Annotated in this window: 15 protein-coding genes; 7 read left to right on the top strand and 8 right to left on the bottom strand. The window is 33.1% G+C overall.

Annotated elements, in window-relative coordinates:
• The first annotated feature begins 294 nt into the window (after nucleotides 1-294).
• Nucleotides 295-963, top strand: a complete 669-nt coding sequence (locus Q0845_RS18295; RefSeq protein ID WP_298516318.1) for a DNA alkylation repair protein — start codon at nucleotides 295-297, stop codon at nucleotides 961-963.
• Nucleotides 964-1097: 134 nt separating this feature from the next.
• Here the strand turns inward: Q0845_RS18295 and Q0845_RS18300 are convergent, their stop codons facing one another.
• From Q0845_RS18300 to Q0845_RS18315, 4 genes are all read right to left on the bottom strand, one after another.
• The gene (locus Q0845_RS18300; protein WP_298516320.1) at nucleotides 1098-5252 is read right to left on the bottom strand and encodes a hypothetical protein; all 4155 of its coding nucleotides are present in this window, start codon (nucleotides 5250-5252) and stop codon (nucleotides 1098-1100) included.
• Nucleotides 5253-5506: 254 nt separating this feature from the next.
• Nucleotides 5507-8875 (bottom strand): Calx-beta domain-containing protein, encoded by a 3369-nt coding sequence (locus Q0845_RS18305; RefSeq protein ID WP_298516322.1) that lies wholly within the window; start codon nucleotides 8873-8875, stop codon nucleotides 5507-5509.
• Nucleotides 8876-8997: 122 nt separating this feature from the next.
• Entirely contained in the window at nucleotides 8998-9798 is an 801-nt protein-coding gene (locus Q0845_RS18310; RefSeq protein ID WP_298516324.1) for an anti-sigma factor, read from the bottom strand.
• Nucleotides 9795-10349 carry a sigma-70 family RNA polymerase sigma factor gene (locus tag Q0845_RS18315; RefSeq protein WP_298516326.1) on the bottom strand — a complete coding sequence of 185 codons (555 nt, stop codon included), beginning with the start codon at nucleotides 10347-10349 and terminating at the stop codon, nucleotides 9795-9797. The genes Q0845_RS18310 and Q0845_RS18315 overlap by 4 nt, the downstream gene beginning before the upstream one ends.
• Before the next feature lie 138 nt (nucleotides 10350-10487).
• Here Q0845_RS18315 and Q0845_RS18320 point away from each other — a divergent pair, with 138 nt between their 5' ends.
• Nucleotides 10488-11000, top strand: coding sequence for a fasciclin domain-containing protein (locus Q0845_RS18320; protein ID WP_298516328.1), 513 nt, complete (start codon nucleotides 10488-10490; stop codon nucleotides 10998-11000).
• Between the two features lie 129 nt (nucleotides 11001-11129).
• On the opposite strand, the gene Q0845_RS18325 is transcribed toward Q0845_RS18320, so the two are convergent.
• Nucleotides 11130-11654 carry a hypothetical protein gene (locus Q0845_RS18325; protein ID WP_298516330.1) on the bottom strand — a complete coding sequence of 175 codons (525 nt, stop codon included), beginning with the start codon at nucleotides 11652-11654 and terminating at the stop codon, nucleotides 11130-11132.
• An 86-nt stretch (nucleotides 11655-11740) separates the two neighbouring features.
• Here Q0845_RS18325 and Q0845_RS18330 point away from each other — a divergent pair, with 86 nt between their 5' ends.
• The 4 genes from Q0845_RS18330 (at nucleotide 11741) to Q0845_RS18345 (ending at nucleotide 16710) form a co-directional block, all read left to right on the top strand.
• Nucleotides 11741-12601, top strand: coding sequence for a DUF4846 domain-containing protein (locus tag Q0845_RS18330; protein WP_298516332.1), 861 nt, complete (start codon nucleotides 11741-11743; stop codon nucleotides 12599-12601).
• 31 nt (nucleotides 12602-12632) lie between these two features.
• A complete protein-coding gene (locus tag Q0845_RS18335) occupies nucleotides 12633-13343 on the top strand; it encodes a hypothetical protein (protein ID WP_298516333.1) in 711 nt (236 codons plus the stop codon).
• Between the two features lie 133 nt (nucleotides 13344-13476).
• A complete protein-coding gene (locus Q0845_RS18340) occupies nucleotides 13477-16197 on the top strand; it encodes a zinc-dependent metalloprotease family protein (protein WP_298516335.1) in 2721 nt (906 codons plus the stop codon).
• 144 nt (nucleotides 16198-16341) lie between these two features.
• A complete protein-coding gene (locus Q0845_RS18345; RefSeq protein WP_298516337.1) occupies nucleotides 16342-16710 on the top strand; it encodes a hypothetical protein in 369 nt (122 codons plus the stop codon).
• Nucleotides 16711-16830: 120 nt separating this feature from the next.
• Here Q0845_RS18345 and Q0845_RS18350 read toward each other — a convergent pair whose 3' ends face one another.
• A complete protein-coding gene (locus tag Q0845_RS18350; RefSeq protein ID WP_298516338.1) occupies nucleotides 16831-19347 on the bottom strand; it encodes a chondroitinase-B domain-containing protein in 2517 nt (838 codons plus the stop codon).
• Nucleotides 19348-19690: 343 nt separating this feature from the next.
• Nucleotides 19691-19951, bottom strand: coding sequence for a hypothetical protein (locus Q0845_RS18355; RefSeq protein ID WP_298516340.1), 261 nt, complete (start codon nucleotides 19949-19951; stop codon nucleotides 19691-19693).
• A gap of 240 nt (nucleotides 19952-20191) precedes the next feature.
• Between Q0845_RS18355 and uvrA the strand changes: the two genes are divergently transcribed.
• A complete protein-coding gene (gene uvrA, locus Q0845_RS18360) occupies nucleotides 20192-23029 on the top strand; it encodes an excinuclease ABC subunit UvrA (RefSeq protein WP_298516654.1) in 2838 nt (945 codons plus the stop codon).
• A gap of 78 nt (nucleotides 23030-23107) precedes the next feature.
• On the opposite strand, the gene Q0845_RS18365 is transcribed toward uvrA, so the two are convergent.
• Nucleotides 23108-24112, bottom strand: coding sequence for a hypothetical protein (locus Q0845_RS18365; protein WP_298516342.1), 1005 nt, complete (start codon nucleotides 24110-24112; stop codon nucleotides 23108-23110).
• Between the last annotated feature and the right edge of the window lie 343 nt (nucleotides 24113-24455).

Below are 24455 nucleotides of genomic sequence, written 5' to 3' on the forward strand. Positions count from 1 at the left end.
TTTAATGTTTAATGTTTAATGTTTAATGTTTAATGTTTAATGTTTAATGTTTAATGTTTAATGTTTAATGTTTAATGTTTAATGAAAGTTACTTTTTTTGATCTTATACAACGTCACTTCGAGTGATTTTTCAAAGAAAAATAGTATCGAGAAGTACTTTGAAACTCTAAATATTAAATTGCAAAACTAATAAACTTCATAGCTGATCTCGATACAACGAATCATAGATTCGCCACTCGATCTAACGGTTACAACATATCAAAATCTAAAAAATCGTTAATTTGAAATCAAATAATGGAATTCATACAGAAACTACAAAAAGCTTTTGAAGCTAATGCCAATGCGGAGAATCAGTTGCAAATGCAAGAGTATATGCGTAATTTATTTCATTTTCATGGGATTAAAGCACCTTTACGGAAGCAATTGACCAAAGAGTTAGTCGCTGAATACAAGCCTTTTCTTCAAAAAAACATTCGTGATGTCGTGACCAAATTGTATAATTTGCCACAACGTGAATATCATTATACTGCGATGGAATTGTACCAAAAGTTTCTGAATAAAAAGTATGAGCAAACGGATGGGCGTTTTTTTACACGCATGATTACGACACATTCTTGGTGGGACAGCGTTGATTTTTTAGCAAAACATGTATTTGGAAAGTATCTGCTTCAATTTCCTGAACAGAAACGCAAAATGCTTGATTATTATTCCGAAAGTGATAATATGTGGCTGAATCGTTCTGCGATTTTATACCAATTGAGTTATAAGAATGATACAGATGAAGCGGAATTATTCAAACAATGTACTTTACATAAAGAATCTGAGGAATTCTTCATTCAAAAAGCGATTGGTTGGGCATTGCGTGAATATGGAAAAGTTCAGCCTGAAGCTGTATTGAACTTTGTGAAATCTGTTACACTGAAAGAATTGAGTGAACGGGAAGCGATTCGAAGGATTGTTTGAGTTTTAAATTTTAAATGCTGAATGTTGAATTGTTTTAGCTTGTTTCTTGTTTTCAATCCTAAATACTCAATTTACAAATAAAAAAGCATCCGTAAGTTTATAGCTTACTGATGCTTTTTCTAAATCGGTTATATTTAATTTTTTGGACCGTTTAACCAATCGTGTTCACTAATAGTTACTTCGGGTGCACTATGCTTTGAATGAGAACTTTTGAGTCCTAAATCAAAGTATTTGGTTTCCGTCTCTTTATTTTCTGTCACTTTAGTTACAGCCCCAACTAATTTTCCATCGTCCATCATGTATAACATTTCTATTCTAGAAAAAACTTTTCTAATGTCATCATTTGCTCTTGCATGTTTTATGCTACTGTATAAATTGTGTTCTTTATGTCTCAAATAAAAACCTCTTTGATTATTATCTATTATAGAACCACCATAATTTCTACTATAAAATTGAAATGTTTTCCCTGTATATTCTCCACTTGTCCCTACTTCATAATAAGCTGAATAATTTTTAAATTCTAAATCTTTTTCTTCAAGGTTTCCGCCGGAAGTCCATATATTAGAATCGTTTTCCCCATATTTACATTCCATTTCTCCTTTTGGCAAAATTTTAAAGTAGTGTTCTTTATTGGGTGACAATATATATTCACCTTCATATAAAACATCTTTTTCATGAAGAGTATATAAAAATAATCTTCTGTTGTAATCTTTAGTTGTTTCTGAGTTTATATATGGAAAGTTATAAACAGAGTCCAAATATAAGTCTTCTACATAACGCTGTGTAAATACAAAATTATCGTCTTTTTTATTTTCATTTTTACGGACTAGCCTATTTTGTTGAATACACAATTTGAAAATTCCGTCATGCTCACTTTTAAGATTTGCATCCCAAGCCTTCGTAATACCTGTACTACCTGGCACTTTATCATTTATGATTAAATTACCATCGTTTTGTAATAATAAATGTCTTGGATACGATACTTTTAAATTATAACCGTATAAATATTCTTCTTCTGATAAATAATCGCCTTCTTTTAATATTCTATGAATTAAACGCCTTTTTTCATATTTTATCTTTCCTTCTGTTTTAGTTGTTTGTTTTTTACTTTTTGGTTTTTGAAGTATTTGTATTGAGCCATTATCATCAAGCCATAGTTTAACCATCCTTTTTTGAGGGAATTCGCATGAAAAATTATCTGCATATTCAGGATTTTTAGTATCCGAACAATACTCAAACTTTAATACTTTTTCTTCTAAGTAAAGCCTAGCTTTTACATTTTTATGTTTTTTCTTGTCTACACTAGCGAATAACCCTAAACGCCATGTTATTTCTTTAGTTTTGACGTTTTCAACAACCAAATCATCATTTGCGTAATGTAATTTATACTCTCCATTCGGAGAATAGACTTCATCACCAATTTCGAAAGAATTATCTTTTATTTTATGATTAATTTTTAGAAAATTATCCAAATCATACGCTGGCTTATCTATTTTCCCTATATAATCTGGCCATTTATATACATAAGCGGTTGCAAAAAATTTATTGCCTTCTCTGCGTTGAATTTTATAATCAAAATCATTTTCGTTTCTGTGAAGTCTCCATATAGTTTGGTTAAATTTTAATGTTGTATCATTAATTTTTAACATAAATGTATATTTTCCAAAATTGTCATGTACTTCTGTATGAATTTTAAATTTGTCATTATTATAGTTGTATGTTTTCTCCTTCCCATCATTAAAGCCTTCAACATCGGTGAATAAAAATTCTAATTCATCCTTAAAAATATAATTTTTCTCTTTAGAATTTTCGTCTATATAATAATAATCATACGGAACTGAACGCGCTACTTTATTTTCACCATCTTTGTCAATTAAACTTATGGTATCATTAAAATTTAATTTAAATACTACTTGATCTAACACAGGTAATAAAACGTTTCCACGCGATTGTTTATCATAATTAATAAGTTTGTCTTTCCCGAGATTTACTGCAAAGTATTGACTGAATAACTCCTCTTTTTTGTTGTCTCTAAATCGTTCTTCTTCATCAAAATAAATCCATGCTGGAATATGTTTTGCTTTATCTTGAAATTTTAATTTTAACTTGCCTTTTGCATCTGGTTCTACTTCTGCCAACGTAAAAGTATCTAGGAAAGTAAGATTCTCGCTTCGAGATGTGTTTACATACTTAGCATATATTTCTAAGTTATTTTTACCAATTACAGACTTTTGTAATAGTTTTACATGCATTTGCAAAGCTACTATTAAACCATCATTATTAGCTTGTTGCATTCCAAAAAGGTCCATTAAAACAGTCTCAAACGTATAGCCCTTTTTTTCTTTTGTTGTAGGAGAACTTGTTTTTATGAAGCCAATAATAGCATTGTTTGCAAAATGTAATTTCCTGTACTGAGCATATAGATTTAGTGTGCTATCTGCTACATTGAACAATTTAATAACAGAAGCCGTAGTTTTTCCAAAGTTATCAGTACTATCATTTATTAGCCTGTAAAAAGGTGATTTTGCTGAAATTGATTCTAACCAACTATAGTCTGGTTTTGTAAAGTCATAAGTACTAACATCGGAATTTCCACAAATGAAATAATTCATCATTTTACGTAAATTATTTACGACTTCATTTCCGCCAACATATACTTCTTGAGTAGTTCCTTCATCAGTAATCATTTTATTATAACTGTTGTTTAGTGCAGTTATAGAATTAATGATGTCTGTACATGCTATCTTTACTTTATCTTCTTCGTCATGTTTTATTATAAACTCCTGTAGGTTCTTAAATTCATCTTCTATTTTTTCTTGTAGTCCAGTAATTAATTCTTCAATTTCATTTTCCTTACGAATAATTAAACTTGTATCCTCCAATACTTTCGTAAAGCCTTTCACTACAATATTTTGTAAAATTTCTATGTGATGATCTATATGTTCAATATCATCTCTTAAGACATCAAAAGGGCTTGGCGGTTTCCCGAACATCGCGCCTAAAATAGATCCAGTAAGTCCTTGCAAAAATGAGCCTAATAACGGACCTCCAAATACAATTCCTAGAGCTTCCACAGCTACTGGAAAAATATCTGTTACAAGTTTTTCTGCGAGTTTTTCAGCAGCTTTCACTCTGTCTTTTGAGGTAAATACATCTACAAGTCCACTTCCAATATCGTTGGCTACAATGTTTCCTAATGCTATGACTTTATCATAGACAAATTCTCTTTTTTCTTCGGGTTTTAAAGTGCTAAATTTTCCTTTTTGAAAGTAATCTTTATAAAATGTTTTTGCTTCTTCTTTTTTTACTTCTATAACTTTCTCATGGATTTTATCAAGTTTTTTAAGAATATTTGCTTCTGATTTAGATTTGAAATCTTTGTTAAGATTTTCTATTGTTTCTAATAAATCATCAATTAATTTTTCATCTTCTGACTGCGCGTTAAGTTCATTTTGTAATGATTTTTTTTGGGGTTCTTGAGGTTTATTGAAAAAGATAAAATCATACGAATTATTTAAGGCGTCTACATATTGTTCTAAATCTTTTCTGAAATCATATTCTGTGTATTTGGATATAGACTTCATTTTTCCATCTTTACCTTTTTCAAAACTTTCAATTATTTTTAAAAAACTTTCAATTTTAATAAAGTTTGTTTCTAATATTGATAGAAAAAATGCTTTCCGTTCAAGAAACATACGTTTGATGTGATTAAAAAAAATAGTATGTTTTTTGTCTATTTTTTCAAAGGATGCTTTTGTAAAGTCAAAATCTACTTCGACATTAATATTAAAAAGTTTTGAAAATGAGTTGCGTCTGTTTTGAAGAATGTGTTCAAATTCAGCAACAAGCGTTTTTGATGATAATTCTTTTATGTCATCAAAATAAAATTGACGCTGTAATAAGGTTTTTATTTGCTTTGTAGTTTCTACTTTTATATCTGACGAATAATTAAAGAGAAAGTAATAATTCTCTACTTGTATTTTTTTCCATTTTTCTAGGTATTTAGTATCCTTTAATTCCTCTAGTTTTTGATATAATAAAAAATCTTGTTTATAGATGTCTACTAAAGCTTCTTTGTATTTTTTAAGAGCTATTTCTGTTTCTTCTTTTGTTTTATGGTATTTGAATCTTAATCTGTTGTAATTTCTAGCATGTAGATAATTACAACATTGCACAGCTATTTCATGATTTGTATTTGCATATGCTTTAATTTTCTTAAAGGCATTATCATCTTCAATAAGTGAATTAGGGATGTACGATTGAAAATCGTAAGACTGAGTTTCATTCATAAGGGAAAATTTGTGTTAGTTACTTTATCTATTTAAAATATATAAAAAACTTATATAGAAAGAATAGTATACAACTAGATTAGTTAATAAAATCGATGAATTGCACTTAACCAAATAATCGAAGGTAACACCTCATACATTTACTTCGTTTTGTAAGCATAAATTTGCACTTTATTCGTAGATTCAAAAAACTTCATAAAAAAAGATCAACCAATGGTTGATCTTTTTTTAGATGATCTATATGTAAAATGATCTTACATTTTGACCACTTTTTCAGTTTTTACACCTTTATCAGTCTTAATTTTGATAAAATAAATCCCTGCAGCTTGATTTGACATGTTCAGGTTTATATTTTTTGAATTGTAGCTTTCTTGCATCAACATGCTGCCTTGTATATCATAGATTTCAATACTTTTAATCGCACTATTTCCTTCAATGAATATGTTATCTCTTGTAGGATTTGGATAGATGGTAATGCTACGATCTTCTTCAAATTGTTCTGTGCTTAGTATAGCATAGGTTGTTTCTGCATCGTTTGTTTGTATAGGAAAGTTGTAATCAAAGAAAATACGCGCATCGTTACTTACCATATCATTTTCAACCAATGTATTTTGCGATTTTATTTTTAACAGAAGATTTCCATGTCCGTCCACTGGCAAAAAGATGTTTTGAAAGATGAAACGAATTGTCGCTCCATTAATAACTATACTTGCATCGTGAGAACTACTCAATAATCGGAGTGTGTTGATATCAAACTGAACTGGATCAATGTCCATTTCAACAACAATATTTTCTGCAAAGAATGTACCTGTATTTTCAAAATTGATAACGTAGTGTAAATATTCCCCTATTTCGGTAGGATTTACAATGCTTCCTTCTAAACATGTAATATCATTTGGATCATACGAACCAACTACCGTTTGCTCATAGATAAATTGATTATCATCTGGCAATACATCTCCTGCAACTGGAGTGATTGTTGCTGTATATTCTAATTGGTCTCCGTTAAATACAGCTGGAGATTCCGTAGGACCATTTACATTTAAAATGATGTTGATACTTCTACTTTCAAAAGGCGCCAAATCTGTGTAATTCCAGTTTAATATTCCTGTGGTTTGCGAGCTTGTCATTTCCGTACTACTTACAAAATCTAAAACAGTATCATCATACATGAAATTTATTGTTCCTGACATTAGTTGATTTCCTTTGTTTCTGTATGTTAATACATATTCTGCATCAAATCCTGGGCGTGCAAATTCAATTGGAGCTATTACTACTTCTACGTCTGGGTTGACACCATTGCTAGTAATGCAAAAATCTTGATTAAATACACTATTGTTTGTGCTTGCAAAGTTTGTACTTGCACTTACGGGACTTACATTAAAGAATGTTGGGTTTTCTAAATTGGGCGTTATGGTATAGTTTCCTGTAGTTGCATAATATACATACTCACCGGCATTATTTGTAAAAACAGCTTCCGTAGTTGTTCCGTTATTTATATTGATGCGTGTATTAGGAAGTACAATATCATCAGTTCCATTAGTACAACCATCATTATTTACATCATGTGTAGTGATTCCTTGTATGCTATTATAGTTTGTATCATACGGATCTGATCCTAATATAACTTCCAACGCATTGTTTAGATCATCATTATCACAATTGCCGGCTTGCCATACTGAATTATCAGCATCATATGAGGTATAACCGACAGCTTGCACAGGATCACACGGATTATTATAATCTGTACCATCTATTACTTCTTGTTGATTAGAAATACCATCTCCGTCAACATCGCTTGTTGCTAATCCTATACAGTTACAGTTTTCATCGATAAAATCTGATGTTGTCGAAGAGTCTCCATCATCACAAGCATCACCCATTCCATCTGTAATTGAATCATCGAAAGGATCACAATCTAATGCATTTATAGTTCCATCATTATCACAATCATCCATTAAATATTCTTCGCTTACTTCTACTGTAATATCGTCTGAATTAAAATCACATAGATCGTTTGGATTTGTTGACATTCCTCCATTTGGCGGATTTAGCTCATCTCCATTGATTACACCATCGCCATCACAATCTACCGTGAAGTAATCTCCTGATGGTTGAACACTAATATCATCTACATTAAAATCACATGGATTTAATACATCTGTTGGTGTTCCTCCATTTGGTGGGTTTAATTCATCATAATTTACAACTCCATCACCATCACAATCTGCGATGAAGTACTCTCCTGATTGCTGAACAGTAACATCACTTGGATTGAAATCACAAGGTTCAAATGGATCTGTTGGTGGAAGTCCATTTGGTGGATTTAGCTCATCTTCGCTCGTCACACCATCACCATCACAATCTGAAAATAGGTAATCTCCTGTTTGTGGTAAAGTTATATCACTCACATTTAAATCGCATGGATTTTCTGGATCTGTTGGCGGAAGTCCATTTGGTGGATTTGATTCATCTTGATTTGTTACACCATCGCCATCACAGTCAGCCAATGGGTTTGTAGTACAATCGTCGTTATCGTTAATTGTTATTGTCCCTGAATCACTAGAATTGGATGTATTGCCTGTAATTACAACTCCTGTTAAAGAAAAAGTCTCAGTATCTTCATCAATAGCATCATCTATAATTACAATACCTACATCTGCACTAATATCTCCGGCTGCTATTGTAGCTGTGCTAATTATACTTGTGTAATCGTTTGGAGAATTTGCTGTATCACTTACGGTATTTATATTTATTATTGTATCTACAGAACTTGGATTCGTTAAGTTTATAGTTATTGTTGCAGTACCTGCATCTTCATTTACAGACGCATCTGTCATTGTCATTGCTGGTGTATCATCGTCAATTATTGTTACGGTTGCGCTATCATTAGAGTTCGCTATATTTCCGCTCGTTACAGTTGCATTAACCGTAAAATCTTCTGTTGGTTCTCCTGTGAAGTCATCCAAAATTGGAATCCCTACATCTACACTAAGTTGTCCTGCTGGTATGGTTGCTGTAGCTGTAGTCGCTGTATAATCATTTGGATCTATTGCTGAGTTATCAACCGTTGTAATTGATATTACTATATTTGAACTACTTGGGCTATCAATACTGATTGATACAAATGCTGTTCCATCACTTTCATTGACTGTTTCATTACTTATACTCATATATGAATCATCTTGGTCAATAATCGTTATTTCTGAACTGATATTGGTATTGCTTGTATTTCCGCTAGTTACAGTTCCTTGTATATTAAAGTATTCCGTTGTTTCAACCAAAATATCATCTATAATTGATGCTGATATGTCTATGCTTGTTTGTCCAGCTGGAATAGTTACTGTGCTAGCTATAGCTGTATAATCGTTTGGACTTACTGCGGTATTATCCATTGTGCTAATATTTATGACTGTATCAACAGTATCTGGAACATCCAAAGTTATTTGAACAACAGCAGAAGCATCAGACTCAAATACAGTTACGTTTTCAATACTAACGGTAGACATTACTAAATTTTCTTTGTCAGCTGTAGTTTTGTATTCTTTTAAACTGTCAATTGTATTCGCAAGGCTTATTGAAAAAAATAGCAGAAAAAAATATAATGGTAATTTTAATTTCATGGTTTTAATGTTATTTCTTTATTGGTTTGTGATAAAGATAAGATAGAATTTCTTTTCTGTATTTAGAATCTGAAAAGTTTTACTAGAATGTAATCGAAATTTATAAAAAACGTAGTGAATCACTACAGATAGACATTAGTCACTAACTGCGATACGGTTGCATGATCACTTCCTCCAGCTGGTTCAATCGTAATATTAAGTGAAGTAGCTTCATCGATATATTGCAATATCACAACATCTTTACTTTTATCAATCACGCCCATATTGATCATTTCGCCATCAACATCTCCCCACATTTGATAGGTTTTGTCTTCGGGCAATGCTGGAAGTTTCTGAACGTTTACAATAGCTGATTTTTCTTCATGATTGATATATGCCGTTGCAAATCCGCCAGGAATTTTGTCATTTCCTTTGAGTGCATATTGAAGCGTATTAGGATCTTTTACAACATCGGCAAGCAATTGAGAATCTTTTAATGCTCCTTGCAAGTTTTCTATTTGCGATTTGATAGTGTTTAATTCTTGCTGTGTGACTTGTAAATCTGTTTTGGTAGTATCCCATTGTAAAAACATCCAAAGTGAGCTTACTAAGAATAATGCTGCTAAACTTGCAGCAATCCACATGAAGGTTTGCGATTTTTTTACAGGTTTTTCGTTTGATGCATCTTCTCTTGGAAGCGTTCTTACTTCTGAATAATCTTCTCGAATACCAGCAAATAAGTCTTCTTTGATAAAATCTGGTGGTTGTATGGCGTTTTCTAGCGATACATTTTCAAAATCTTGCTCTATTTCAGCATATTTTTGCGCTAGAACTTCATCTTCTGCTAACATTTTTTCAAGCGAAGTTACTTGCTCATCAGGCAATAAGCCTAGCAAGTACATTTCTAACATTCCGCTTTCTATGATAGTCTTTCTATCTTTCATATCAACAGTTCTAGGATACAGATTAAAATTAGCAATTCTTTTGTATATACATCACGTAGCTTTAGTATCGCTTGTCTCACATACGATTTAAATGTTCCTAAAGGAACGCCCATTTCTTCATGTGCTTCTCTGTGTGTGAGACCATTAAAGTATAGTAACTTTAGTGCTTTTTGATGATGCGCATCTAATTTTGCCAATGCTCCTTTCAATTCTACATAAGAAGTTTCACCTTCTTCTTCTCCTTCATCTTTATATACACTTAAATCTTCTGTTTGGATGAGTTTTTCATCTTTTCTTAGAAAATTTAACGTTGTATTTCTAGCAATTCTATACAGCCAAGTATAAAATTTTCCTTTAGATGCATCATACAAATGTGACTTATCCCAGGCTTTCATAAAAGTTTCTTGCAAAATTTCCTGCGCAGCTTCTTCATTTCTACACATTCGCAAAATAACACCATAAATAGCTCCAGAATACTTGTCGTATAGCTTGGAGAGCGCGTTTTCGTCACGATTTTGAAACCGTTCTATATATATGGTATCGTTGCTCACTTTTGAGATAAATCTTATCAAATTTAAAAAAAAAATCGACCTAGCTCATCCAAACGCTAAAAACTTGTGTATATAAAATTGAAAGCGCTTAGAAAATCAGAAAAAGAATTAAAAATTTAAAAACTAAAAAAAATTATTATGAAAAAATTAATCCTAACTATCACAACCGCAGCTTTATTCTTATTTACAATAAACTCAAATGCACAAAGTAAAGACATTGTAGATATTGCTGCCTCGAGCAAAAGTTTTTCAACTCTAGTAACTGCTGTAAAAGCTGCTGGATTAGTAGAAGCATTGAAAAGTGATGGGCCATTTACGGTGTTTGCTCCAACAAATGATGCTTTTGCAAAAATTGACGCAAATACATTAGGCGCATTATTAAAGCCTGAAAATAAGGGCAAATTAACTAGTATTTTAACATACCACGTGATCAAGGGAAAATTAACTGCAAAGGATGTAGTTGCTGCTTTGAAAAAGGGAAAAGGAAAAGTAACGTTGACAACACTTAGCGGAAGCAAAATAACTGTTGTACAAAACGACAAAGGTATTTGGTTGAAAGACGCGAACGGAAATTATAGCAAAATCTCAAAAACAGATGTGATGGGAAGCAATGGTGTAATCCACGTTATTGAAAGCGTTGTGATGCCATAATTGGTGTTAGTTAGTTACTATAAAGGGAACGATTTTACTAAAAGTCGTTCCCTTTTTTATATCTATAAAAGTCCAAAGATCTAATAATCTAAACAAGTCTAAAGATCTAACAATCTAAGTAAGTCTAAATTATTTCGTTCTAGAACCTACAAATTGCTGTGATTTGTTCTTAAACAATACATTAAACGTTGTTAAACTTCCGTACATACGTGTAATATATTGTTGTAAATCTATTTTTTCTTGTTCTTCCAAATTGCTCGAATTGATTTTTTGCTCCATCACACGAATTCGGTCGCGCACCATGACAATTTTATGAAAGAAACCATCAATAGGAAGTTCTTTGCTCTTCAAATTGGTATCGCCTGGTTCTAAAATCAGCTTTCCTCCTTTCCACTTATCCGCAATTGGGACAACTTCAGAAACATCTGACCATTTTTTAAGCATGTTACGTAAAATGGTTTCTACTTCATAAAAACTCACGGTATCTACTTCATCTTCAACGGCATCAATCACTTCAAAATCGCTATCAATATCAATGGTTTCCAATCCGTTTTCGATAAAAGTAACCCAATAATGTTTAGAAGTTACATTGGTTACAACGCCCAATCCATATGTTGGATGTTTGATTCGGGAACTTATTCCTAAAATGTTCATATATTTTTTTGGTATTGTTATTGTTTACTGTTAATCCTATTCCTATAATTTGTAAATTTAATACTTGAAAGTAAAAATAACATCCTATGCGAAATCTAACAACACATACTTCAAAAAATATTGCATTTTTTCTATTTATTGGTTTGATCTGTTTCGCATGCGCGAATGAACAAAAACAAACTTCAGTACAAACGAAAGAAATTGCATTACAGCAAGAAACTGAAAAAGAAATTGAAGAAAGTTTGATCAATCCGAAAGGGAAAACTATTCAAGAACGCTTTCATACGCCAAAAAACTACACGAGAGTTGCGCTAGCTAAAACGGACTTCGGATCGTACTTGCGAAAATTACCACTAAAACCTTTCAATAGTAAAGTAAAATACTTTGACGGCCGCGAAAAATACAATGATAATGTATATATTTCTGTAGTAGATATGGAAATTGGTACACGCGACTTGCAACAATGCGCTGATGCCGTAATGCGATTGCGTGGTGAGTTTTTATTTGAACAAAAACGTTTGCAAGACATCCATTTTAACTTCTTATCTGATGGGAAACCAAGATATTTCAAAAAATACGCAAAAGGTGATCATTCTTATAAAAAGTTTAGACGTTATATGAATTATATCTTCGCATATGCAAACACTGCTTCTTTACGCAAAGAACTTTCGAAAGTCAATAATATACAAGACATTCAAGTTGGCGATGTATTTATTCAGCAAGGAAATCCTTACGGACATGCAGTTATTGTGGTAGATGTTGCCAAGAACGAACAAGGCGAAAAAATATTTATGATTGCGCAAAGTTATATGCCTGCGCAAGAAACTCAAATTTTAGTCAATACTCAAAATACTAAACTAAGTCCATGGTATAAAGCCAAAGAAGGTACATTACGTACACCTGAATGGACTTTTGAAAGTAGTGATTTGAGAAGATTTAAAGACTAATCTCACTAAAAAACCGACCTAAACCCTTTTCATGAAGAAACTACTAAAAATCCTAGGAAAAATTGTCTTAGGAATTGTTGGAATCGTTTTAATACTATTCGCCATTGTTTATTTTACATACAACGAACCTTTACCTAAAGGTACAGAAGGCGCAGAAGCTAACGCGATGGCGACTAAAATGTTAGCTGCTTTAAATCATGATGCGTATCAAAACACTCGATATTTAAGCTGGACATTCCGTGGAAATCATCATTATGTTTGGGATAAAGATCAATATAAAGTAGACGTTTCTTGGAGCCATATAAAAGTGAATCTCAATTTAAAAACGCCAAATACAAGTACTGTAACTGTTGATGATAAAAAAATAACTGGAGAAGAGCAATCCGATTATATCAAAAAAGCGCTTGCTTTCTTTAATAATGATTCATTTTGGTTAGTGGCGCCTTACAAAGTATTTGATGAAGGCGTAACACGAAGTATTGCTACCAATAAATCTGGCGAAAAAGGATTATTAGTGACTTACAATTCTGGCGGAACAACACCGGGCGATTCATATTTATGGTTTCTGGATGAAAATGGGCGTCCTAAAGGATATCAAATGTGGGTAGCTATTCTTCCAATTGGTGGATTGTATGCTTCTTGGGATCATTGGAAAACTACAGATACTGGCATTCAACTTTCAGAATTACATACATTATTAATTCTTGATGTAAAACTTGACAACATCAAAGCTTGGAATTAAAATAAATAGCGAACTTGTTAAATTTCAACATACTTTTCTCTTTATTGTTAAATCTTTCTTAACATATTAAAAAAAAGAGTTAACTTTAGCGCACTTTTATTAAACTAAAAACTTCTATAATCTAATTATCATTATGAGAAAGAATTACTTTTTAATATTGATGCTGTTACCAATATTAGGATTTTCGCAAGGAAAATTATTTTGGCAACAATCAAACAAAACTGACTTCCAACCGGAAGAATTACTAGAAAGAGCTTCTACACCTGTTGTATATGACTTATATACATTAGATGTAAACTCTTTAAAACAACTCCTAGCTTCTGCTCCAGATAGAGACTTAAATATCAAGTCTGAAATCGTAGTGCAATTCCCAGGCGCAGAAGGAAAAATGGAAAACTTCGAAGTATACAATGCTTCTGTAATGGAACCATCATTAGCTGCAAATCACCCAGACATTCAATCGTATGTAGCTATTAGTAGAGAAAACACAGGAACTGTGATTCGTTTCTCAACTACTATTTTTGGATTCCATGCAGTTGTACACGCTATCGGTAAAACTATGTACATTGATCCATTAACTACTGACTTAAACACATATGTAATGTATGCGAAAGCTGATCTTTACAGTGATGTTCAAGACAGAATTGGATGTATGGTAGACGATAACGGTGATGAAAACAGATTTGCTTCTGACGAAGGTGCTTTCCAAACTGAAAATGCAAACGACGGACAATTAAGAACGTTCCGTTTAGCATTAGCTTGTACACAAGAATATGCAAACTATCATATCAATGCTGCTGGACAAGGTACAGCTACAGATGCTGTAAAAAGAGCGACTGTATTAGCTGCTATGAACGTAACAATGACTAGAGTAAATGGTATTTTTGAAAGAGACATGTCATTAACAATGACGTTAGTAGACAATACTAGTATCATTTTCTTAGCTGAAAATGATGGATATACTGATAGTGACGCTGGACAGTTAATCAACCAAAACGTTGCTATTGTAAATGCTAACATTGGTGCTGCAAACTATGACATTGGTCACGTATTTACTACTGGTGGTGGCGGATTAGCTTCTTTAGGAGGTATTTGCTTTACAAATAACAAAGCTGCTGGAGTTACAGGTTCTCCAAACCCTGTAGGTGATCCTTTTGATATTGACTTCGTAGCACACGAAATGGGACATCAATTTGGAGCGCCACATACATTCAACGGTAGCCAAGGAAACTGCTCTGGTGGAAACAGAAGTGCAGCTACTGCTGTTGAGCCAGGAAGTGGAACAACAATTATGGCATACGCTGGAATTTGTGGATCAGACAACGTACAAAACAATAGTGACGATCACTTCCATGCCATTAGTATTGACAATATGTGGGCAAGATTAAATCAAGCTCCTACATGTTCAGTAAATACAGCAAATAGCAATACAGCTCCAACTGTAAATGCAGGTGCTGATTATACAATTCCTTACGGAACTGCATTCACATTAACAGGATCAGCTACTGATCCAGACGGAACTACATTATCATACTGCTGGGAACAAGTAGATGTAGGACTTGTAGCTGGTGTACCAAATACAACAAGTACAACAGATCCTCAATTTAGATCATACTCTCCAGTAGCAACAGGAGATCGTACTTTCCCACGTTTAGAAGACATATTAGATGGAAACTTAACTCCAGCTTGGGAAGTAATGCCTAACGTTGCTAGAACCATGGATTTCGGATTAACCGTAAGAGATAACGGAACTCCAAATGGTGGACAAACTAATAGAGACGACATGACAGTTACTTTGGCTAATACAGGTCCATTTAGAATAACTGCTCCAGATACAACAAACGAAAGTTTTACTTCAAACTCAACAACAACAGTTACTTGGGATGTAGCAGGAACTACTGCAAACGGAATTAACACTTCAAATGTAAATATCTTATTATCTACAGATGGAGGATTAACATTCCCAACTACATTAGCAGCAAATACTGCTAACGATGGTTCTGAGTCAATTACATTCCCTGTAATTTTTGAACCTTACTGTAGAATTAAAATTGAAGCTGTAGGAAACATTTTCTTTACAATTTCTAAATCATTCTCAGTAGGTGCTATGGTAACTACAACTACAGATTGTAATACATATACAACGGGTGCAATTTCAACTGCAATTCCTGATGGTGCTGGACCAAATGCACAAGGAACTCCAGTATTTGTTCCTGTAACAGTAACTGAAAACACTGCTATTAGTGATATTAGAGTAAGTGCAGATGTAACACACTCTTATATTGGAGATTTAATCATGCAATTACAAGCTCCTAATGGAGGTGGATTTTCAAATATCTGGGCAAGAACTTGTAACGATGCACAATATGGAAATATTGATGTTACCTTAAGAGATGGTGAACCTGCAATTACTTGTGCTTCTCCAACTACTGGAACATATGCACCTGCAAGTTCAATGGCTGGTTTCACAGGAAATGATCCTTCTGGAGTTTGGAACTTAGTATTTGTTGATTTCTACAACGGAGATACAGGAACTGTAAACGAGTGGTCTATTGAACTTTGTACAACAACAACGACAGTTATCTTAAGTAACGAAGAGTTTGAATTAGATAGCTTCGCATTATATCCAAATCCAAACAAAGGAGAGTTCTCATTATCATTTAACTCTACTTCTGGTGAAGATATTAACATAAATGTTCATGACATTTCTGGAAGATTGATCTATACTAAAGATTATAACGCTACATCTACATTCAATGAAAACATTTCATTAAAGAATGTAAGTACTGGTATGTACTTAATCACTGTTACAGATCAAGAAAGAACCGTAACTAAGAAGTTAATTGTTGAGTAATCAACTTTTAAAAATATAGTAAAAACTCCGAAGCATTTGTTTCGGAGTTTTTTTTTGAAACTAAATTCAATTATAGATTTTCTAAAATTGTAATCAGAATTAAGCTCACTGAAAAGTGAAAGCTTTCCATTCGTAAAAAACCTTATGAATACTATTTTTGACTATACATATAAGATTTTAATAGCAATTTCTGAAGCTACAGGATTTACTTATAAAGAAATCAATATCATTGTATGGTTTATCATTATTCCACTTTCGTGGATGCTCCTACTCGACAAAATATATCAGCGACGCTTATTTACGCTACTCTTTAGTTTGCTTGTTGCGGTAACGCTTTTCTGCATTCCAAACTTTACGGACTTCTGTGATGGACTTTTTCAAAAATCGGTTGATTTCTTAAACTTATTCAATGGTGTTAGAAGTAACTATGTCGCTTCTTCCGTGATTATTTGTGTATTGATTCCAATTGTGATTTATGTGATTCTAATTCGGAAAGCGTTCTTTAAAAAGTGAATGTTGTCTGACAACATATAAAAAAAACTAAAAACTCCAACACATAGGTGTCGGAGTCTTTATATAAATTTGGTATAAAAGCAAACAATCTATAAATACATAGAAAGATACTTGTAATAATTATTTTTTTATCACTTTTCGCGTATCTAAAACACGGTTATTCACATCTAAAATTTGTATAAAATAGAGTCCTCCTGAAAGAGAATCACGAAACTTTAATGACATTATCTGAGCACTATTTTCATTTTCAACAATTACTTTTCCCATAGCATCTACAAGTCTGATTTTAGCAATAGTTTCAACTTTATTGCTTGGAATATTAATAGTGATTTCATTTTCAAAAGGATTTGGATACATTTTAATTCCTAAATCAAGATCATTCTCACCAACAGAAAGGTTTGCTCCTGCACAAATAATTTCTAAATCAGAAATAGAAACCCATGGTCCAGTATACGTAGCTGCTCCAGTTATTGTTAGGCGAATATATCTCACTATCTCAAAATTAAAAGTATCATTAATCACTGATCCGCTGGTAGTATTGGCTTCTCTATCTACTAAAGTTACAAAACCAGAAGTTGCAGACGTCTCAGATCCTTCTATTCTATATTGATAGTCACGATTTTGATATGGATATAGATTTACTTCGTTAACATAAAAACCTGCTCCCAAATCAATAACCATAGATTGAGGAAAGTTTTCGGCAGACCAACGATTGCCAGCATCTCCATCAATAACATTCGTTGCAGGATTGGCTGCTTGTTGTGCAGTATAACTAACCACAGAACTTGATAAAGAAAGATTTGTTCCCATAACACAATCTGGTGCTGTCAATGGTGGCAACACTTCAATATTTGCTGTGTCTGTAAACAAACCATCCACAGTTGTCACAGTAATTATTGCATTTCCATCACTCTCTGCTGTCACCAAACCATTTCCATCAACAGTAGCAATCGATTCATTATCTGATGCCCATGTAACTTGAATATTCGTTGCATCACTCGGTAAAATGATAGCGGTCAATTGCACGGTATTACCAATAGCTAATACTCCATTTTCTGGACTTACAACAACACTTGTTACTGGAATAGGAGCGCAAACCGTTCCATAATCAATTATTGAACAAGCACTCGATGAGCTTGTTCCTAAAGCATTTACATAACATGCACCAATACCTTCGCCTACTTCCGCATCGGTTATAGGAGCTGAATTGGTAGCGGTTCCTGTATTGCCATCAACTTCATGAGCGCCGACATCTTTTCCTGTTGTGGGTCTTGTATAACCTTCAATATCTATTCCTACTTCATTATAAGTACCTATTGCAGCGTTGGCAACTGGACCAGAAATAGTAGGCTTAAAGATTTCGCCAAAAGCGGCAAAATTTGCGTTGGCTTCCGTAATTCCAGGATCTGTAACACCTACCGGAGAACCATCAAAAATATTACCCACATAATTCATTGCACCTCCTATACTTGCAATTGCACCAGAAATCAATGTGCCATTTGTGCTGTAAATACAATTATTAGCGAGTGTTACTTGTGGATTATTACTTCCTTGTAGATTATTAAAAAATATAGGATCATCCGCATTATATATCGTATTAAAAGCGATCAAAACATTACTCACATTTTGATATCCGTTACTTGTGCCTCCAGAAGCTGTATTTCCGCCCATTAACGTAATTCCATTATTATAAGAATCAGATGCGTTATCTAAACCTTGCATATAATTATTAATTATAATATGATCTTGGTCAGATACGCGTATTCCTCCTGATTTCGCTTTGTTTTCTCCAATAAAATAATTGCCTTCCACTAATGCTTGTGCGCCATGTCTTAGCACGAGAGAGCCTCTACATTTTCTAAACGTATTATTTCGATATATGTTTCCAAGACTTTTATTTGAAATAATTTCATTTTCGCCATCAACTTCTTTAAAATAGTTATTTTCTACAAGCACCGCAGCATTGGTAGTTTGGTAGGAACTGGTTCCTATTCTAATTCCTTCAGAATCACCAGAATTTACCCTTCCATCTTTAGCTGTTACATTATAAAAATAATTATCCTTTATGGTATGAGCTGCTGTTCCAGTCTGATATTGTAATTCTACCAAAATACACACACCTGTAGTATCCTTATTCAAAAAAGAACAGTTTTCTACGGTATTATTAGATCCGTAAAGCACTACCCATCTACTCTTAGCATCTGGTTCATTAACAGGATCTTCTGGTTGCAAATCGTTGAAAGCACAATTACGCATGATACAATTATTTGCAAAATCTGTGTTTGAACCACTTCTTCTAAATTCCGCATGATTATTAAAACCTATACCGCCATTCCAATAAAAACCATCAATAATAAGGTAATCTCCCCAAACATTTAATTTAGATTCACCCGTAAAAATTACACCGCCTGGAGTTTCTGCTCTCAACACAATAGGACTACCAGATTGTCCCATACCTGTAAAGGTTATTTCTTGGTCTGTATACGTACCGTTAGTCCATGTAACCACATCACAAGGTTGTAAACTTAGCGCATTAAATTGGCTGGCAGAGCTCACAGTATACTCTGTAGCGGATACGTTGGTAGCAAAAAAAATAAAACTTAATAAAAATCCGTAAACGTGTAATTTTGAAAACATAAAGTGAATGTATATATTTTTTGATTAATTGGTAAACCAAACTGGTTAACCAATTATAAAAATATATTATTTATGACAGAATAACTACATCTATCTTAAATTTTATTTGCGAAAAATGTTTTTGTTGAGGTAAATAGGTAAAGTGTATGCAGTATTGTAGGCTATTCACAAAAATTGACTCTTTTGTGATTATTTACGTACGGATTCTTATTCTAATCTATATAATTTTAATTCGGGAAGTATTTCTAGGAAGGTAACTAATTAATTCTCTGCAATTATACATTATAGTTACAAAAAAAACGAACCGAAGTCCGTTTTTCTAAATAATGTATGTTTATTTATTTTATTTACAAATGCCTACAGGCTCACATGATATTGTAGGACAACCATTGCTTGGATTACAACCCACAGCTGTTGGATTACAACCTACGGTACAACCATCAGTAGGACAATTATTATCAGTATTACATCCTTGTGTTTCTGCACAAATTCCTATAGGTTGACACGAAATTGTGTTAAATGTTCCACCTTTAATTGCTGGTGTGCTAAAATTAGAAATTGATTTTTTGTTAAGCGATAATGAATTTAAATTCTTTTTTTTCATGGTATATATATTTTAAATTATACAATTAAATTAAGTCCCTTAGTCAACAATCCTTTACGGTAACACCTTATTTAACAGATTCATAACAATCCTATTTATTCGTTTCTGCAATCATAATTTTCTGAATCAAATAATCAGGATATCACAATTTTTATAAATTCTATTATTGTGAAAAATTGGAATTATTCTAGCTTACTTTCTGCTACTAAAATTCGTATCTTTGCGTTTTTGCAAAAATCTATGACGAATTACGAAGAAAATATTGAAGTACAAGGCGCTAGAGTTCACAACTTAAAAAACATTGATGTCACTATTCCCAGAGAGAAATTGGTAGTCATTACTGGACTTTCAGGAAGTGGAAAATCATCACTGGCCTTTGATACCATTTATGCCGAAGGACAACGCCGTTACATTGAAACGTTTTCTGCATATGCACGACAATTCCTTGGTGGATTGGAACGTCCAGATGTCGATAAAATTGATGGTTTATCACCCGTAATCGCCATAGAACAAAAAACAACTAGTAAAAGTCCACGTTCTACGGTTGGAACCATTACTGAAATCTACGATTTTCTTCGTTTATTATTTGCCAGAGCTTCGGATGCTTATAGTTATAATTCTGGTGAAAAAATGATCAGTTATAGCGACGAGCAAATCAAAAGTTTAATTCTAAACGATTTTAAAGGGAAGCGTGTCAATGTCCTCGCTCCTATTATTCGTTCGCGCAAAGGTCATTATCGTGAATTATTTGAAAATATTGGCAAACAAGGTTTTGTCAAAGTTCGTGTCGATGGCGAAATTCTCGATATTGAAAAAGGAATGCGTGTCGATCGTTACAAAACACACGAAATCGAGATTGTTATAGATCGTTTAAAGATAGATGACGATGTTGATAATGATAAACGCTTAACAGAGACGATTAAAACGGCCATGTATCACGGAGATGATGTATTGATGGTCATTGATCAAGATGCACCAACAGAAGCACGTTATTTTAGTCGTAACCTTATGTGTCCGTCTTCAGGAATTTCATATCCAAATCCAGAGCCAAATACGTTTTCATTCAATTCTCCAAAAGGAATGTGTCCAAACTGTAATGGTTTAGGAACCTTGCATGAAGTCAACGAAAACAAAGTGATTCCAGATACGAAAGCTACAATTAAAGGTGGCGGAATTGCTCCGTTAGGTGAATATAAAAAATCGTGGATCTTTAAACAATTGGAAATTATTGCTGAACGCTATGAGTTTAAAATCAGCGATCCAATCAAAGATATTCCAGCAGAAGCGATGGACGTAATTTTGAATGGTGGCAACGAAAAATTCTCTGTCGTAAGCAAAACATTAGGTGTAACTCGTGATTATAAGATTGATTTTGAAGGAATTGTAAGTTTCATCAAAAACCAATACGAAGACAGCGATTCATCATCAATCAAACGTTGGGCAAAAAATTATATGGACAAAGTAAATTGTTCTGAATGTGGCGGTTCGCGCTTACGCAAAGAATCTTTATACTTTAAAGTCAATAAGAAAAATATTTCGGAATTGGCAAGCATGGACGTTGTAGAATTGGCAGCTTGGTTTGATGATTTACAAAATAATCTATCTGAAAAACAACAAAAAATTGCCACAGAAGTCGTTAAAGAAATTTCTACACGTTTGCGATTTTTATTAGATGTTGGATTAAATTATCTCTCCCTAAATAGAAGTTCCAAATCACTTTCTGGTGGAGAAGCACAACGAATTCGTCTCGCAACACAAATTGGATCACAATTGGTTGGTGTTTTATATATTTTAGATGAACCAAGTATCGGTTTACACCAAAGAGACAACGAGAAACTGATTAATTCGCTTGAATCTTTACGTGACATCGGAAACTCTGTAATTGTTGTAGAACACGATAAAGATATGATTGAACGCGCCGATCATGTGATTGATATTGGTCCGAATGCAGGACGACATGGTGGCGAAATTATTTCTGAAGGAACACCAGAAGAATTACTAAAGCACGATACTTTAACAGCTGCGTATTTGAATGGTAGCAAGGAAATTGCTGTTCCAGCAGAACGTAGAAAAGGAAACGGAAAAAAGCTAGTCTTAAAAGGTGCTACAGGAAATAACTTGAAAAATGTGTCTGTAGAATTTCCTTTAGGAAAAATGATTGGTGTGACGGGAGTTTCTGGTAGTGGAAAATCTACCTTGGTAAATGAAACGCTCTACCCTATTCTAAATGCACACTTTTTCAACGCTGTCAAAGAACCAATGCCGTACAAAAGCATTAAAGGTTTGGAACATATTGACAAAGTTATTGATATCAATCAATCGCCAATTGGTCGTACACCACGTTCAAATCCGGCGACATATACAGGTGTTTTTAGTGAAATAAGAAGTCTGTACGCCAAAACTCCCGAAGCAATGATTCGCGGTTACAAACCAGGAAGATTTAGCTTTAATGTAAAAGGCGGACGCTGCGAAACCTGTCAAGGTGGCGGATTGCGCGTGATTGAAATGAACTTTTTACCAGATGTGTATGTTGAATGTGAAACCTGTCAAGGAAAACGCTTCAATCGTGAAACGTTAGAGATTCGTTACAAAGGAAAATCGATTGCAGATGTATTGGCAATGACCATGAATGAAGCCGTGACTTTCTTCGAACACATTCCAAAAATCTTTAGAAAATTAAAAACGATCAAAGATGTTGGTTTGGGTTATATTACACTCGGACAGCAAAGTACTACGCTTTCTGGTGGAGAAGCACAGCGTATCAAACTGGCAACAGAATTATCTAAAAGAGATACTGGAAATACATTCTATATTTTGGATGAACCTACAACAGGACTACATTTCGAAGACATTCGTGTTTTAATGGAAGTGTTGAATAAATTGGTGAATAAAGGAAATACCATTGTTGTGATTGAACATAATATGGACGTGATTAAAATGGCCGATCATATTATTGATATTGGTTACGAAGGCGGAAAAGGCGGCGGAAAAGTGGTTACCACAGGAACTCCAGAGGAAGTTTCGAATCATAAAAAAAGTCATACCGCACGTTTCTTGAAGAAGGAATTGAAAATATAATCGTACATTCAAACTACGATTGACATTGACTTGATTATAGCATAATTGATCAAGATATTTTTAATGCTGTTTCTTGCTTTATTTCTTAGTGAGATACTGCTTTTCTAGTTCTTCAAAAATAGTTTTCAATGTATGCTTAATTTGCTTTTCTTTAGTATGATTACTGATTGTTTCATCTTTAAATAGATCTTCTATAGTAATATCAAAATCAGGTGCATTATACTTTAATTGTCCACAAATACCTGTTTCTATGTTTATTACATACAATTCAGATGATTCAATTAGAGGGAAATTTTGTTGCACTAGTAGGTATTTACCAAAGAGTTTTGTTTGTTTTATGGATTCCCATCTAAGTTTTGAAGGCGCACCAGTGATTGCAATATCACTTATAAAAACCCATTTATAAGCATTTCCTTTTTGTACATAGACTCCATGTGATGTATTAAATACTTTATACAAAGCATTGCTATCTGAAAGCTTTATGCTATCTCTCGTTTTACTTCTATAATGATTGTGTGCATAATACACTAGAAATCCTTTGGTATCTTTTTCATGTAACCATTCAGGAACATTATAAGGAGTCGCATATAATTGCCTTAACGTATCTCCTTTTATTTCAATATAATAATTATCTGGTGCTTCAAATTCTCCTTCTATCCAGTCATTTTGAGGATCTGCAATAAAATCAAAAATGGCATTATTATCTAGGAAAACATTGGAATGTGCACTTTTAATGATCCAATTCAATGATCCTTCTGGATGCTTCCTTTTTTTGGGAAGTATATGGGCTTTCATGATTTCGAGAAAAGGCGCATTCTCCTTTTTGGCAAGTTTTGGAGATACGAGCATGGTATTTTTAATCTCACAAAAACATCCATTATTGGTCAGTTGAAACATTTCATTGGTTTTCCCATTCACAATTTGAACATATTGTCCGCCAAATCCGCTTCCTCCTTCGTAAAAGGTTTTTAGCGTATCAATAATTTTATCGTTATTAAAATCGTCTATACGCACTTCTAAATCACGTTGTCCAAAAACATGAGATGAGATTAAAAAAAATAATACCAAAAAGGTTCTTTGCATAGTATATGATGAATTTCAATATCTATAATAGGAATTTCTATTATACACTCGGTTAGCATTAAAACTACAAAAAAAAGAAAAAAGTGCCTCTATGAAGAAAGAAACACTTTTTTAACACTAGAATTAATAATTAATTGTATAAACTAAACTGTAAACCTTTTGTAAATGATTGCCTTATCATTTTACACTACAAATAAAGCAGTAAAAACCTTCAAATAACTCCTAAATATGCATGAAGCGGAAATTTAGCCCTTGAAAGTTCCTTTATAAAGCTTGATGAAATTTTTGTATAATCATTGATCGTATTTTTAGCTGTTTTAGAAGCATTACAAATACAAAAACC

This window comes from uncultured Kordia sp., from assembly GCF_947489565.1.
Lineage (GTDB): Bacteria > Bacteroidota > Bacteroidia > Flavobacteriales > Flavobacteriaceae > Kordia.